The organism is Rhizobium leguminosarum (assembly GCF_001679785.1).
GTDB classification, from domain to species: domain Bacteria; phylum Pseudomonadota; class Alphaproteobacteria; order Rhizobiales; family Rhizobiaceae; genus Rhizobium; species Rhizobium leguminosarum_R.
Genome location: NZ_CP016287.1, coordinates 1027961 through 1042418, shown reverse-complemented (window position 1 = coordinate 1042418; position 14458 = coordinate 1027961). Strand labels below are relative to the sequence as shown.

General features: G+C 60.6%; 11 protein-coding genes and 1 pseudogene. 7 read left to right on the top strand and 5 right to left on the bottom strand.

Annotation, left to right across the window (positions count from 1 at the left end):
- Window positions 1-65 precede the first annotated feature (65 nt).
- Window positions 66-866, top strand: a complete 801-nt coding sequence (locus tag BA011_RS29355) for a BtpA/SgcQ family protein (RefSeq protein ID WP_065283570.1) — start codon at window positions 66-68, stop codon at window positions 864-866.
- A 15-nt stretch (window positions 867-881) separates the two neighbouring features.
- On the top strand, window positions 882-2381 hold the full coding sequence (locus BA011_RS29350; protein ID WP_065283413.1) for an FGGY-family carbohydrate kinase: 1500 nt from the start codon (window positions 882-884) through the stop codon (window positions 2379-2381).
- Window positions 2382-2469: 88 nt separating this feature from the next.
- Here BA011_RS29350 and BA011_RS29345 read toward each other — a convergent pair whose 3' ends face one another.
- The 5 genes and pseudogenes from BA011_RS29345 to BA011_RS29325 all read right to left on the bottom strand — a co-directional run.
- Entirely contained in the window at window positions 2470-3126 is a 657-nt protein-coding gene (locus tag BA011_RS29345; RefSeq protein ID WP_237352720.1) for an amidohydrolase family protein, read from the bottom strand.
- A gap of 84 nt (window positions 3127-3210) precedes the next feature.
- A complete protein-coding gene (gene tnpC, locus BA011_RS29340; RefSeq protein ID WP_065279183.1) occupies window positions 3211-4818 on the bottom strand; it encodes an IS66 family transposase in 1608 nt (535 codons plus the stop codon).
- Between the two features lie 41 nt (window positions 4819-4859).
- A complete protein-coding gene (gene tnpB / locus BA011_RS29335) occupies window positions 4860-5213 on the bottom strand; it encodes an IS66 family insertion sequence element accessory protein TnpB (RefSeq protein ID WP_018240906.1) in 354 nt (117 codons plus the stop codon).
- Window positions 5197-5637, bottom strand: a complete 441-nt coding sequence (gene tnpA, locus BA011_RS29330) for an IS66-like element accessory protein TnpA (protein WP_065282368.1) — start codon at window positions 5635-5637, stop codon at window positions 5197-5199. Before tnpA ends, tnpB begins: the two co-directional genes overlap by 17 nt.
- A gap of 70 nt (window positions 5638-5707) precedes the next feature.
- Window positions 5708-6298 (bottom strand): annotated as a pseudogene (locus tag BA011_RS29325) (amidohydrolase); the annotation flags it as partial.
- A gap of 134 nt (window positions 6299-6432) precedes the next feature.
- Between BA011_RS29325 and BA011_RS29320 the strand changes: the two are divergent.
- The 5 genes from BA011_RS29320 (at window position 6433) to BA011_RS29300 (ending at window position 14350) form a co-directional block, all read left to right on the top strand.
- Window positions 6433-7989: a gamma-glutamyltransferase family protein gene (locus BA011_RS29320; RefSeq protein ID WP_065283569.1), complete on the top strand. Its 1557-nt coding sequence runs from the start codon at window positions 6433-6435 to the stop codon at window positions 7987-7989.
- 923 nt (window positions 7990-8912) lie between these two features.
- Complete coding sequence (locus BA011_RS29315; protein WP_065283412.1) at window positions 8913-10496, top strand: ABC transporter substrate-binding protein; 1584 nt, start codon at window positions 8913-8915, stop codon at window positions 10494-10496.
- A gap of 130 nt (window positions 10497-10626) precedes the next feature.
- The gene (locus BA011_RS29310) at window positions 10627-11607 is read left to right on the top strand and encodes an ABC transporter permease (RefSeq protein ID WP_062942061.1); all 981 of its coding nucleotides are present in this window, start codon (window positions 10627-10629) and stop codon (window positions 11605-11607) included.
- A gap of 5 nt (window positions 11608-11612) precedes the next feature.
- Window positions 11613-12530 (top strand): ABC transporter permease, encoded by a 918-nt coding sequence (locus tag BA011_RS29305; protein ID WP_065283568.1) that lies wholly within the window; start codon window positions 11613-11615, stop codon window positions 12528-12530.
- Window positions 12527-14350 (top strand): ABC transporter ATP-binding protein, encoded by a 1824-nt coding sequence (locus tag BA011_RS29300; protein WP_065283411.1) that lies wholly within the window; start codon window positions 12527-12529, stop codon window positions 14348-14350. The genes BA011_RS29305 and BA011_RS29300 overlap by 4 nt, the downstream gene beginning before the upstream one ends.
- Window positions 14351-14458: the final 108 nt, after the last annotated feature.

The following is a 14458-nucleotide window of genomic DNA, read 5'->3' as shown; positions in this document are numbered from 1 at the left end:
CGCATATGCCTGACCCGGTTCACCTCGATCCGGACAACGGCATGCCTGCAAGGAAGGAAAATACAATGATCTTTGATTGCTTCGGCGACCGCAAGAAGGTCGTGATCTCCATGGCGCATATCGGTGCGCTTCCCGGCTCGCCGCTCTACAATGCGGACGGCGGCGTTCAAAAACTGATCGACGACGTCCTGACGGATGTCGAGAAGCTGCAGGACGGCGGTGTCGATGCCATCATGTTCGGGAACGAAAACGACCGGCCCTACGTCTTCAAGGGCTCGCCGGAAAGCATTGCGGCGATGACCGCCATCGTTCAGGCGATCAAACCCGCCATCAAGGTTCCTTTCGGCGTCAACTATCTCTGGGATCCATCGGCAAGCGTGGCCATCGGCGCCGTGACCGGCGCCAGTTTCGTACGGGAAATCTTCACCGGCCTGTTTGCATCCGACATGGGCCTCTGGCAGCCGGATTGCGCCAGTGCCTCGCGTCTACGCGCTGCCCTGCGTCGCGACGACATGAAATTGCTGTTCAACATTAATGCCGAATTCGCCTATTCGCTCGACCAGCGGCCCATCGCGCTGCGGGCCAAGAGCGCGGTGTTCTCGTCGCTGGCGGACGCGATCCTGGTGTCTGGTCCGATCACCGGCCAGCCGGCCGAAGCGTCCGATCTGCGCTCGGTCTGCGAGGCAGTGACGGAAGTGCCCGTCTTTGCAAACACCGGCGTCAATCTCGACAATGTGCGTGATGTCCTGTCCATCGCGCAAGGCGTGGTAATCGGCACGCATTTCAAGATCGACGGCAATACGTGGAACGCCGTTGACGGCAGCCGTGTCAAGCGGTTCATGGATTTGGTCGAAACGCTGCGCTAGATTGGAGATTGGCGAATGACCATGGTCCTTGGCCTCGATATCGGAACGACCTCGACCATCGGTATCCTGCTGAGGCTGCCTGACGAAATCCTTGTCACCGCATCTCGATCCGTTTCCCTTCGATCGCCGGATATCGGCTGGGCGGAGGAGGATCCGGCAGACTGGTGGGCAAACGTGTGCTCGATCATTCCGGAGCTTCTGGAAAGGAGCGGGGCGAAGGCAAGCGACATCCGGGCGATCGGCACGACAGGCATGCTGCCGGCCGTTGTTCTGCTCGACGAAAACGGGGCTGTCATCCGACCCAGCATCCAGCAGAGCGACGGCCGTTGCGGCGCGGAAGTCGCCGACCTCAAGGCCGAATATGACGAAGCTGCATTCCTGGCAAAGGCCGGAAACGGCATAAACCAGCAACTCGTCACTGCCAAGTTGCGCTGGATCGAACGGCACGAACCGGACAACTTCAAGCGCATCGCCACTGTCCTCGGCTCCTATGACTATATCAACTACCGGCTAACGGGCGCGCTTACCGTGGAGCAGAACTGGGCGCTCGAAGCGGGTTTCGTCGATGTCACGCGGCACGAGATCGATGACGGCCTCGTCGCACTCGCGCATATACCGCGCTCAGTCATTCCGCCGAAGCGGGCGTCGCATGCGATCACGGGTCATATCGATGAAAAGGGCGCGCTCGAAACCGGACTTGCCATCGGCACGCCGGTGGTTGCCGGAGCAGCGGATATGATCGCTTCGGCGCTTGGCGCTGGCGTCGTCGATGCGGGCGATGTGCTTCTCAAATTCGGCGGCGCCGTCGATATCCTGACCGCGACGGATGTCGTGCGTCCCGACTCTCGCCTCTTCCTCGACTATCATCTGGTGCCGGGACTTTTCATGCCAAATGGATGCATGTCGACCGGCGGCTCGGCGCTGAACTGGTTCATCGAAACCTTTGCCGGCGGGGAAAAGGAAGCCGCGAAAGCCGCCGGGCTGACGATCCACCAGCACCTCGACGGGATGGCGGACAAAAAAAGTGCCGGCGCCGACGGATTGACAATCCTGCCTTATCTTCTCGGAGAAAAAACACCCATTCACGATCCGGCCGCACGCGGCGTGGTCGAAGGTCTGACCTTGTCGCATGATCTCGGCCATATCTGGCGGGCCCTGCTCGAATCCTATGCCTATGCTATCCGCCATCATATCGAGGTCCTCATCGACATGGGCCATAGGCCGAAGCGCTATTTCGTCTCGGACGGCGGCGCGCAAAGCCGGATCTGGATGCAAATCGTCGCCGATGTTCTCGAAGCCCCGGTCCAACGCCTGTCCGGTCATCCGGGCTCCTGCATAGGCGCGGCCTGGACCGCCGCGATCGGCGCAGGGCTGACAGATGATTGGCGCGGCATCACGCGTTTCGTCACCTTCGCCGAACAATTGCAACCAAACTGGGAAAACGGCGTCCACTATAGAAAGGCCTATCGCCGCTACCGCGACCTCTACGGGCAGCTTTCTCCCCTTTGGCAATGACAATCAGGGGGCTTCGCGTGTCGAAGGAATATTTGGTGACGCTTCACCGTCGCGCGGAGAGCCGCGGAATGCTAGACGCCTAAAGCCGCTATTCTAGCCGACCATCGAGATTTTGGTGTTGTTGCCCGAAGAGCAATCGAGATGCCGGCCGCAAAAACGTCTGCCGACCATTTTTCCACCCGGTCACTGCTGGGGAAAGCCTGGCTACGGCATCAGCACCGGATACCGCATCGAACAGAACGAGCGTGGCGGGACCGCCGACGTCAAGCGCATATTGCTCCAGGCCCAGGAGCCGGGCGGCATTGATCGTGATCATGTCAAAGACCGCTTCGAGGGCCTCGGCGGTCCCGATCTGCGCGACATTGGCATAGAGATTGGCCATGCGGATGAGACTGACATCGCCGAAGGGGGTGAACGGGTTGAGGACGTTGTTGGTCGAGATCGTCGTGAGGACGCCGAGTTCCGCCAACCGATGCGCCGGCGTAACGCCGCGCGGAACAAGATGCGTTGCCGCCCGCCCCGTCAGAAACAGATCCGTTGCCGGCAGCACGGTTACCGCAATGCCGGCTTGCGTCAGACTGCGGCCGACGGCCTCGAATGCCTCCGGCGGCAGGGCAGACAGCTTCGTCACATGACCGACCGATACGCGCCCCTGGTAGCCACGCGCCAGAGTTTCGGCGATCACCAGGGGAAGATTGGATCCGGCCGGATCGAGATCGAAGTCCAGATGGAAATCGACCGGCACGCCGTAACGCTCGCCAAGATCGAAGATCCGTAAGCGCTCATTTCGCTGCGCGTTGACGCAGTGGATTGTGACGCCCGCAGCGGCTTATGCGGCAGTGGATTTGGCGAAGTTAAATGGGAGCAGATCGTCGATATTGGCGCCGTCCGGACGCTGCGGCGATTCGGTAAAGACGTGTCGCAACCAGGTGAATGGCTCGACGCCACAGGCGCGACAGGTCAGCATAAGGCTGTAGATGACAGCGCTTGCCTTGGCCCCGTCGACAGTGTCGCAAAATAGCCAGCTCTTCCTTCCAGTGGCAAAAACTCTGATATCGCGTTCCAATAAATTGTTGTCGATCGGCATCCTGCCGTCTTCGGTGTAGCGGGTCAGATATTGCCACTGGTTTCGCGTATAGGAGATCGCATCGCCGAGCTTGGTGTCGGGCACGACCTTGGGGGCCATCCTGTCGAGCCACTCCTTCAGGGCATCAAGGACTGGAACGCTATGCTTCTGGCGCAAGCGCCGGATGCAATCGGCCTGCGTTTCGCCGTCATCCGGCTTTTCGTCCCGCACCTGCCTTTCAATCCGATAGAGCTGGTCGAAGAACTTCAATGCCTGCGCGGGCGGCCCGCTTTGTTTCTTCCCGGCCTTGAAGGCGTTGACGAAGCGTCGCCTGGCGTGAGCCATACACCCGACATGCGTTGCGCCCTTCAGGGTGCGCCAGCCCTGATAGCCGTCGCTCATCAGGATGCCGCGATAGTCACCAAGGAAAGTCTGCGGATGCACCTGCCCACGACCGGGCTGATATTCGAGCAGCACAACCGGTTCGACACTATCCTGCCCGCTGCGATAGGCCCAGATGTAGGACTCGTCAGTTGCTTTCCTGTCCTTTTCCTTCAGCACCTGCACCGTGGTCTCGTCACCGTGAATGACGTTCTGCGACAAGAGCCGCTGCTTCAGTGCATCGTAGATGCGAACGAGGTGCTTTTCGCTGGACCCGATCACCCAATGGCCAAGAGCGCCACGGCTGACAGGGACGCCAGCGCGCTCGAAGGCCTGTGCCAGGCGATAGAGCGGTGTGCCGTCGACATATTTATGAACAAGAGCAAAGGCCAGCGTCGAGGCCGTGGCAATGCTCCCCGGCAAGGGCTGTGCGGGCATCGGCGCGATGATAACGGGAGTGCTGATATCGGTGCGCTCGCAGTTGCGGCAAGCATACTTGGCCCGGGCATTCTGCAGCACCGTGGCCTTCACCTCGATATGCAGCTGCTCGGTGACGAGTTCGCCCATGCGATGCAACGGATGGCGGCAGCACGGACAGGTCTTCTGATCGTCGGCAAGGTCATATTCAACGCGTTGGCGGGGCAAATTTGCCGGAAGAGGTTTACGCCCGCGCTTGCGGCCTTCGGGCTTTTCCACCTCTGGCAATCCCGTGTCGGGAAGCTCAGTGGCGTCGGTCTCGTCACAGTCGGCCAAGCCCTCATCAGCATCGGCCTCGAGAGCGGCGTTCTCGGCTTCATTGAAGACGCGATCCATATGCTTTTCGCTGCGCGGCGCAAAACGATGCAGTTGTGCAAGCGCCAGTTCTTCCTCGAGCTTGAAGACACGCTGCTCAAGGGCGTCTCTCTCAGCCCGCAGCGCGACGTTCTCGGCAGCATTCGCCGCCAGAAGCGCCATCAGTTCCGCAACGGTCGGGGTGCCGGCTCGTGTCATCGTAGCTTTGAATCTGAGCCGCCCCGCTCCGTCAACAGCCTTCAGCCGACAAACTCATATTGCCGAACAGGATGGCGCACCATCGCGTCGAGATCGATGCCGTCAAGCAGCCAGCGCAACTGTTCGGTATCGAGCGTCACGACCGGCGCCTCGCGGCGGGGCCAGCGAAACCGGTCTTCGGACAAGGCTTTCAATACAAGCACGAACCCTGACCGCTCGAAGAACAGGAGCTTCATCCGGGTGCGCCGGCGGTTGCAAAAGACAAAGACAGCACGCTCGAACGGGCTCAGGCCCATCGACTGCTCGACCAGGATCGCCAGGCTGTTGATCCCCGCACGAAAGTCGATCGGGTCCCGGTGAAGATAGACGCGAAGATCGTCAGCCAGCCGGAACATTGCACCGCCCCAGAATTTCGATCATCGCCGAAAGAGCCCGCTCATCCACATCCTCAAGCTCAAGCCGCACACCATTTGGCAAAGACGCCATCAGCCGCATTCCTGCCGATGATGGCCGGGCCGGCATGTCGGGCTGCCGCGCAATCGGCGACGCTGCAACCACAGGAACAAAGGCCGACGTTTCCTGCCCTGCAGCAGCCGTCAAACTACCCTGGGCCTGCCGATCTCGGCGAAGCTTCACCCAGTTGCGTAACTGATTGGCGTTGACGCCGTGCGCCAGTGCCAGACGGGCAACCGATACGCCGGGCTTCATTGCGGCGTCGATCAGCCGGTCTTTCTCGACCGGATCGAAACGCCGCTTCCCGTTGGGAAGAACCTTCACTGCCCGAAGACCCCCTGAGCCCTTCAAGTTATCCAATGTCATTGTGTCCACAGTCTCCCTTGTGGACACAGACTCCCTCATTCGCCGTTCAGTGAACAGGTGCGGGGAATTGTGCGCTTACGAAGATCCTGCGGATATGGTCGTCCGGGTTCGGATCGGTGTAGGGGCATCCGCCGACGAGATCCGCGCCGGACGCCAATGCCGTGTCCAGCATTTCCTCCGTACCCGGATCGTTGGTCAGCCCTTCCTGGGCGAAGGCGCAGATTTCGATGTCGATGGCAGCAGCGTAGTCGGCACGCAGCCGCTTGATGGCGTCAAAGGACCGGAACCCGGCGCGCCCGTCGATCTCCACGAATGTGCGCAGCCGGTTCGTGCCATTGAGGATCGCCTGTTCTACGATCGCGGCAGCGCGCGCGTAAACGTCCTCCTCGGTGAAGGCAGCCTTTGCCTTCGACGTCTCGCTGACGGCTTCAGCCAACGTCCCCGTGCAGAGCACGCATCGACCGATAATCCCGGCCTTGTCGAGATGGATATGCGTTTCGATCAAGCCCCCGCTGATCAACCGGCCGCGGGCATCGTACTCCGGCGCATCGCAAATGAAGTGGGGCGCCATTGCAGCAATACGGCCATTCGCAAACGCGATATCCGTAAAGCCATCGGACCCCGGCAGAAATGCATTGCGGATCACGAGATCGATGGCCATGCTTGTCTCCTGGGCGTGTATTGGAGACACGTTGAAACCGGTTTTGCGCAAAAGACAAGCCTTGGAAGAAAGAACGCATGACGCTGAGCGAACCACGGACCAAAGGACCCGGATTTGCGCAGGGACGAGGTGGCATGGTAACGAGCCCGCATCCGCTGGCGAGTAAATCCGGCGCTCGTATTCTGCGGGATGGCGGAACTGCGCTCGACGCTGCGATCGCCATCGGCGCGACGATCGCTGTGGTCTATCCGCATTTCTGTGGTCTTGGCGGCGACGCTGTCTGGATCGTCGCAGATGAAGAGGGCCGAAAGGACTGCTTCCTCGGTATCGGCCAGTCGGCCAGCATTCTGCCCGGCTTTGACGGCGAGATCCCCTTGCGAGGACCACTTTCGACGCTCACATCCGCCTGCGCGGTGGATGCCTGGCGTCACGCCCATAACTATTCTGTCCGGAATTGGGGCGGAGGCCTTTCCTTTTCCAGTCTGCTCGACGATGCGATCGGGCACGCGGCGGACGGTTTCCCTGTCACGAATTCGCAGAGCTTCTGGCTGGATTTCAGAAAGTCCGAGGTCGTGAACTGGCCGGGCTTCAGCGAGGTTTTCATGCCTGACGGCATCGCCCCTCAGGTCGGGACGCCTTTCCGGCAGCAAGAGCTGGCGGCATCGCTGCAACTGATCGCCCGCGACGGTCCGCGCAGCTTCTACGAAGGCGAACTCGGGGCACGGATTGCAAAAGGGTTGCTGGCTGCGGGATCGCCGCTCACCTCCGCCGATCTTGCCGCGACCCGGACACGCCAGAGCGAACCGGCAAGCCTGCTTTATCGCGGCGTAGAATTGCTGGCCCCGCCACCGCCGACGCAGGGCATTTCGACGCTGGCGATCATGGGCATTCTGTCTCATTTCGATATGAAACAGCTGACATCCGGCGACGCCGATCATATTCATCTTTGCGTTGAAGCGGTCAAAAGAGCCTTTCTGGATCGCGGCCTGATCGCCGACCCGGACTTCGCGAACCAGCCGGTGGAGGACTGGTTGAGCCGGCCACACCTGGCAAGATCGGCACGCTCCATTGATCTTGAACGCGCAATGGACTGGCCGCAGCTTTTTCGCCCCGGTGACACCGTCTTCTTCGGCGTGACCGATTCCTCGGGCAGAAGCGTCAGCGTTCTGCAAAGCACCTATTTCGACTGGGGTAGCGGGGTCGTTGTCGGCGACACCGGCATTCTCTGGCAGAATCGCGGCGCTGCCTTTTCCCTTGATCCCAGGCATCCGAATGTCATGGCCCCGAAAAAGCGCCCTTTTTACACGCTCAATCCGGGACTGGGGCTGAAAGACGGTAGACCAGCTTATATCTACGGAACGCAGGGAGCTGACGGCCAGCCACAGACACTGTCGATGATCCTCACGCGCCTGATCGATTTCGGCGAGGATCCGATGACGGCCCTCACCGGGCAGCGCTTCCTGCTGGGCAAAACCTTCTCGGACAGCCGCGATACCTTGAAGCTGGAAGTCAACGCAGGCGACACAGTGTTCGCCGAGCTCGCCGCACGTGGCCATGTGCTATCCCCCATCGATCGGCTCAGTCCCCTTTCCGGACAAGCCGGCATCATCGCGCGGCAGGCGGATGGTTCGCTTGCGGGCGCCCATGACCCGCGTGGGGACGGGGTCGCACTTCCCGTTGCGCGTACTTGACGGCCCAAGCGGCGGGATTGGCGCCACGTGGAAACTGGATCCGCACGATTTGGTGACGGCGAAGGCACGAGGGATCTCCGCGTTTCTGATTTCCACTGATAGGTTGGAGCCTCTCCCACCGGTATCGCAATGTGCCATGTTGGCGATGCTTTATGTCACCCACAAAAGAGGAGGCATCCATGGATGAATTGGGTAAGCGGTGAGCCACTTGCGCCTGGACAAAGAGTCCTCAATTCGGTGTGGTGGACCGGCAGCCTTGCTAGGCTTGGCAACGTCTCAGCACCATAGGCGTTCTTATCGCAGGACTTAGGCACCCCGGTGATGGTTTGCCTTACGTGGGAGTCCGGCGGGTCGCATATAAACCCCAGCGGCTTAACGCAAACAGCGCGGATTGGATGTGATCGGCGGTTCGAATTCCTTCAACACCGCCGATGCTCAACGACGGATCGCACAGTTATTTATTGGTTGGAGCGGCAACGCCGATGACCGAAAGGAGTTCGGCATGCTGCGCCTCCGTCCCCGCGCGCCTTGGCGGTGGCCGTGTGGGTATGGACGCAAAAGGAGCAACTGGTGTCAGTGGAGATGGCGAGGTTTGCGCGCGCTGCCTTTCCCTGTGTATTTTTTAGGCGCCAAAATGTGATTTTGTGATATTTATAGAAATATCTGATCCGCCTATTCTGCCTGCGCAATAGATAAATGCTGAAAAATTCGCCATTCTTGAGATCTTAGCTAGCGCTGCACAGAAGGAATTTTCCGAAATTTCACTTACAATCAACAGAATACAAATCGTCGGAGCCGACTTACGACGGAAGTATGGCATTGCGACTTTCTAATTTACGAGAGCTCATTGAAAAAGGAAAAAATGCCCGATATCGTGGAATAATAAGAAAGCCACATAAAACCACAACAAAGGGAAACAGCTTATGAATGACATCAGCAGACGCAATTTCCTCGCCGGGCTTGGTGCGGCTGGCACGGGTGCCGGTCTCCTGCAGATCAACCCGGATTTTCTGTTCTCCTCGGCCTTTGCCCAATCGGGCAAGACGGTGGTGTTCCTGTCGGCGGAAAATATTACGGGCAACTGGGACCCGACCGGCCATACGACGCTGTCGCAGAAGAATATCGAAGGCTTCGTCATGGGTTTCCTGACGCGGACGCCGATGACAGTCGAAAAGCCCGACGAAGTGGTCTATGAACTCGCCACCAGCATCAAGCTTCTCGAGCCGAACAAACTCGAGATCAAGCTGCGCGAAGGTGTGAAATTCCACGACGGCAAACCCTTCAAGGCAGAAGACGTCAAGGCGACCTTCGAATACGGCTCCCGCCCCGACCGCCCGGCCCAATTCTACCCCGGCCCGACCGAGACGCTGACGATTACCACCCCTGACGACTACACCGTCATCGTGGATACCTCCAAGGGCGGATACCCGGCCCATCTGTTCATCTTCCTTGCCTCATATCTGCCGATCATGTCGGCGACCGATGTCGCCGGTGGCCCGACCGGGCCGCTGACGCAGCGCCTGAACGGCACCGGCCCGTTCAAGTTCGTCAAGCAGGAGGGCAATGCCACGATCCTCGAAGCCTATCCTGGCTATTTCCTCGGCACACCGAAGATTCCCGGCATCAGCTTCAATTTCGTCGGCGACAGCACGACACGCATGTTGTCCCTGCTCAATGGCCAGGCCTCGATCGTCGAGCGTCTGGAACCGGAACAGGTGACCTCACTCCAGGGCAACGACAAGATCGCCATCAGCAGCGTCGTTTCGGTCGAGAACAAGTATCTCTGGTTCCGCTGCTCAAAGGCGCCGTTCGACAACCCGCTCATCCGCAAGGCGGCCTGCCACGCGATCGACCGCTCGATGATCGTCGAAATTCTGGGCTCGGCCGGCCATGCTTCGTCCAATTACGTGTCGCCGGTGAAGTTCGGCTATATCGACCTGCCGGACTATCCGGAATACAGCCCAGAAAAATGCCAGGCGCTGCTGGCCGAGGCCGGTTTCCCCAAGGGCGAGGGTCTGCCGCTGCTGGAATACATCACCTCCGTCGGCTTCTACCCGAAGACCAAGGAATATGGCGAGGTCATCACCGCAATGCTGCAGGAACAGGGTTTTCAGGTGTCGCTCTCCGTTCTGGAAATCGCCGCCTGGAACGAACGCCTCTACGATCGTCCGGGCGGCGGCCCCGGCCATATGGTCGATTGCGGCTGGTCCACCGGTTCACCTGAGCCCGACCTCGTGCTGCGCACGCATTTCCATTCAACCTCGAAGCGCATCACCGGCATCGTCGACAAGGAACTCGACGCGACACTCGACAAGGAGCGCAGTGCCCCGTCGCTCGATGAGCGCAAGAAAATCCTGCAGACCGAAACCATGCCCATGCTTGCCGAAAAGGTGCCGGCCCTGTCACTGTTCACTTCGGTGATGATCCACGCGATGGACAAGTCGCTGGCCGGCCTCTTCATCTATCCTGACGGGTCCATGGACGCCTCGAAGGCCGCGTTCGGCTGACGCTGGCTTGCGTTTTCCGCGGCACCGGAGGCCGGCGCCGCGGAGATTTTCGTTTCGCTGATGATGTCAACAAACGACCGCGACCGTCGCCGCTCAGGGCGGATCGCTCCGATTGCTGCCAGGATATGACATGTTCATTCTCAGTTTTCTGGTTCGACGGCTGGCGCAAGGTGCACTGATCGTCTTTCTGGTGACGCTGCTTATCTTCACGCTGCTGCGTGTGGTTCCCGGCGATCCTGTCCGGCTGATGGCCGGCGGCATGGCGCCCGAAGCGCTGATCGAGCAGATCGCCAAGGATATGGGCCTGCGTGATCCCATCCTCGTGCAGTTCGGCCGCTACATGAGCGGGGTCGTCAGGGGGGATCTCGGGCAATCCTTCGTGCGGCCTGCAAGCGGTGCTTCCACCGGCGGTTCCAGTTTCGGCGATTCCACCCGCGGCGAGCGCGCCGAAGTGCTGACCCTGATCGGCGACACCCTGCCGATGACGCTGCAACTCGGCGGGCTGGCAATATTCTTCGCCCTGGTCTTCTCGTTCTTGGTCGGCATTCCCGGTGGACTGGCGCCCGGACGATGGCCGGATCGCGTGGCCTTCTACATTTCCTCGATCTTCATATCGCTGCCGAACTTCTGGCTCGGCATCGTCCTTGCCATGCTTCTGTCGGTCAAGCTCGGCTGGCTGCCTGCGATCGGCTACTCCGGCTTTGCCTATACCATCCTGCCGGCGATCGTTCTGGCCGTCGAGCTGGCGCCGGTGCTGATCCGGACGCTGACCGGATCGGTGGCTACCGTGATGATGGAGCCCTTCATCGCAGTCGGCAATGTCCGCGGCCTGAGCCGCAGCCGTATCATCGTCGCCCATGCGCTGCGCAATGCGTCCGTTCCGCTGCTCAACCTGATCGGCATCCAGATCAGCGGCCTTCTGGGCGGCGTCCTCGTCGTCGAATTCATCTTCGACTATCCGGGTCTTGGACTTTTGACCATCAACGCCGTGCTGCAGCGTGACTTTCCGCTGATCCAGGGGATCGCCATCGTCACCAGCGCGATCTTCGTCTTCATCAACATCGCAGTCGACCTGATTGCCACCATGATCGATCCAAGGTTGGAATATTGATGAGCATGACCGAGACAGACATCCCGGCAAACGCGGTCCCGGCAACGCAACGCGGCGCTTCGGTTGCCCGGCGCATCTGGCGGATTGCCCTTGCCTCCAACGAATTCCGCGTCGGGGCCGCCATCTTCATCGTGCTTGTGCTGGCAGCGATACTCTATCCGGCACTGAGCGGCATCGACCCCACGAAGATGAGTGTCGCCACGCGCCTGCATGCGCCGCCGTTCATGGGCGACAAATGGAGCTGGACGGCGCCGCTCGGCACCGATCAGATCGGCCGCGACATGCTGGTGCGCAGCCTCGTTGGCCTCCGCTACTCGCTGCTGATCGGTCTTTCCACCGTTCTGGTCATGCTGATTATCGGCTGTTCGCTCGGCACGATCGCCGGATATTATGGCGGCCGCGTTGACATGGCGATCATGCGCCTGACCGATGCCCAGCTGTCGATCCCGATGATCATCCTGGCGATCACCGTGCTTGGCGTCTCGCGTCCAACGATCCCGGCGATCATCCTCGTCCTCGGCCTGTCGAGCTGGCCGGTCTATGCCCGCGTCACCCGCAGCGTCGTGATGACAGAGCGCAAGCGGGAATATGTGCGCGCCGCCGAAATCTACGGCGCATCGGATTTCCGCATCATGGTGCGTCTGCTGGCGCCCTTGGTGCTGCCGCCGATCATCTTCGTCTCGGTGCTCGATGTCGCCCGGATGATGATCTTCGAATCCATCCTCGGCTTCATCGGGCTGGGCGTTCAACCGCCGACGCCGACCTTCGGCAACATCATCGCCGATGGCCGCAAGTATCTGCTCAATGCCTGGTGGATCGCCACCATGCCGGGCGTGTTCCTGTGCCTGTGCCTGACCAGCATCAACCTGATGGGCGCATCGCTCGAACGGGCTCGCAATCGTATCTATGGAGGCAAATCGTGACTGGCGCACCGCTTCTGAAGGTTCGCGATCTGAGCGTCGGCCTGCAAACGGGCGGTGGCATACGTCCGATCATTTCCGACATCGGCTTCGATCTGGCCCCGCGCGAAATTCTCGGCATCATCGGGGCGAGCGGCGCCGGCAAGACCGTGCTCTCGCGTGCACTCGTCAACTGGATCGATCCGCCACTAAAAGTTACCTCCGGATCGGTGGTCTACAAATCCCAAAACATCCTCGATCTGCCGGCACAGAAACTGCGCATGCTGCGCCGCGAGATCGCCTATGTCGGCGCCAATCCGGCGGGCGCTCTCGATCCGACCCTGCCGGTCGGCCAGCAGATCGTCGAGAAACTGCGCGCGGTCGCACCGGAGATTGCGCATGAGGAAGCCAGGAAGCGGGTCATCGATCTGCTTGGCGCGGTGCGCATCCCTTCGCCGCAGATGCGCTATCACGAATATCCATCGCAATTCAGCGGCGGCATGATGCAGCGTGCCCTGATCGTCGATGCCCTGGTCAGCAATCCGGCTTTCCTCGTCGCCGACAACGTCACCCAGCCGCTTGATGTTACGGTCGCCGCCCAGGTGCTGCGCCTGATGCGGGAGTTGACGACGCGTTTCGACACGGCGATCGTCTTCATATCCTCGTCGCTGCCGCTGGTGAGTGACGCTGCCGATCAGATCCTGGTTCTGGCCGAAGGCAAGGTCGTGGAGCGGCAGGCAACGAAGGCACTCGTCGACACGCCGCAGCATCCCTACACCCGCGAGCTGATCAGCCAGATACCGAAGATCTGGACAAGCGAAGCGGTCGCAATCGACCTGCCGGCCGAGACCCGCGAGCCGATCATCAGCATTCGTGATGCCACCCGTTCCTACCGGGTGCGCAAGCGCGGCACCTTTGCCAGCTACAGCACGGTGCGTGCCGTCCGCAACGTCACCTTCGACGTCTTTCCGGGCGAGAACTTCGGCATCGTCGGCGAATCCGGCTGCGGCAAGTCCACTCTCATGCGCCTGCTCAGCCGGCTGGAACGGCCCGATAGCGGCCAGGTCCTCTGCGACGGGCAGGATATCACCAGGCTTTCCGGCAAGGGACTTTTGAAGTTCCGGCGCGATTTTCAACTTGTGCTGCAGGACCCCTTCAATTCGCTGCCGCCACGCACCGCCATCGGCGCCATCATCGAGGAGCCGCTGAAGACGCACGGCATCATCAGGGGCGCGGAGTTGCGTGACCGCGTGCTCTCCGTGATGCGTGAGGTCGGCCTGCCCGGTACGCTCTACGACGAGCTTCCCCTGGGTTTGAGTGCCGGTCAGCGCCAGCGCGTCAACGTCGCCCGCGCCATGGTGCTGGAGCCGAAGGTGCTGATCATGGACGAGACGCTCTCGTCGCTCGACCAGACCGAGCAGTTCAAATTGCTGAAGCTGTTCGAGCAGTTGCAGGCCCAGCACGGCCTGACCTATGTCTACATTTCCCACGACCTGGCGATGGTACGGCGCGTCTGCAACCGCGTTGCCGTCATGTATCTCGGCGAAGTCGTCGAGATCGCCGACAACAGCCGGCTGTTTTTCGATCCAGGCCATCCCTACACTAAGGCCTTGCTCAGCGCCGTGCCGACGCTGGAGGAGCGCCGCTACAAGCCGGAAGAGTGTCTGCTGGAAGGAGAGCCGCCAAGCCCGATCGACCTGCCGCCCGGTTGCAGTTTCGCCAGCCGCTGCCCGAACGCATTCGGCCGCTGTCACAAGCAAAGCCCGGTCCTGACCGCCCGCGGCAACAAGGATCTGGCTGCTTGCTTTTTGGTGGAAAACACGCTTTCCCATGCCGCAGCTTGAAACCCCAAATTGCATCGAAACCCGGGAGGATCGGATGATGAAAAAAACAAAAACCGCGGCGGGATACGCTGGTTCGACAGACTTGCCGACGGGCCACTGATCGGGAAA

Bases quoted from the DNA above. Each gene is read 5' to 3' on its own strand.
- BA011_RS29355 (WP_065283570.1), top strand. From the start codon at position 66: ATGATCTTTGATTGCTTCGGCGACCGCAAGAAGGTCGTGATCTCCATG.
- BA011_RS29350 (WP_065283413.1), top strand. From the start codon at position 882: ATGACCATGGTCCTTGGCCTCGATATCGGAACGACCTCGACCATCGGT.
- tnpC (WP_065279183.1), bottom strand. From the start codon at position 4,818: ATGACACGAGCCGGCACCCCGACCGTTGCGGAACTGATGGCGCTTCTG.
- tnpB (WP_018240906.1), bottom strand. From the start codon at position 5,213: ATGTTCCGGCTGGCTGACGATCTTCGCGTCTATCTTCACCGGGACCCG.
- tnpA (WP_065282368.1), bottom strand. From the start codon at position 5,637: ATGACATTGGATAACTTGAAGGGCTCAGGGGGTCTTCGGGCAGTGAAG.
- BA011_RS29320 (WP_065283569.1), top strand. From the start codon at position 6,433: ATGGTAACGAGCCCGCATCCGCTGGCGAGTAAATCCGGCGCTCGTATT.
- BA011_RS29315 (WP_065283412.1), top strand. From the start codon at position 8,913: ATGAATGACATCAGCAGACGCAATTTCCTCGCCGGGCTTGGTGCGGCT.
- BA011_RS29310 (WP_062942061.1), top strand. From the start codon at position 10,627: ATGTTCATTCTCAGTTTTCTGGTTCGACGGCTGGCGCAAGGTGCACTG.
- BA011_RS29305 (WP_065283568.1), top strand. From the start codon at position 11,613: ATGACCGAGACAGACATCCCGGCAAACGCGGTCCCGGCAACGCAACGC.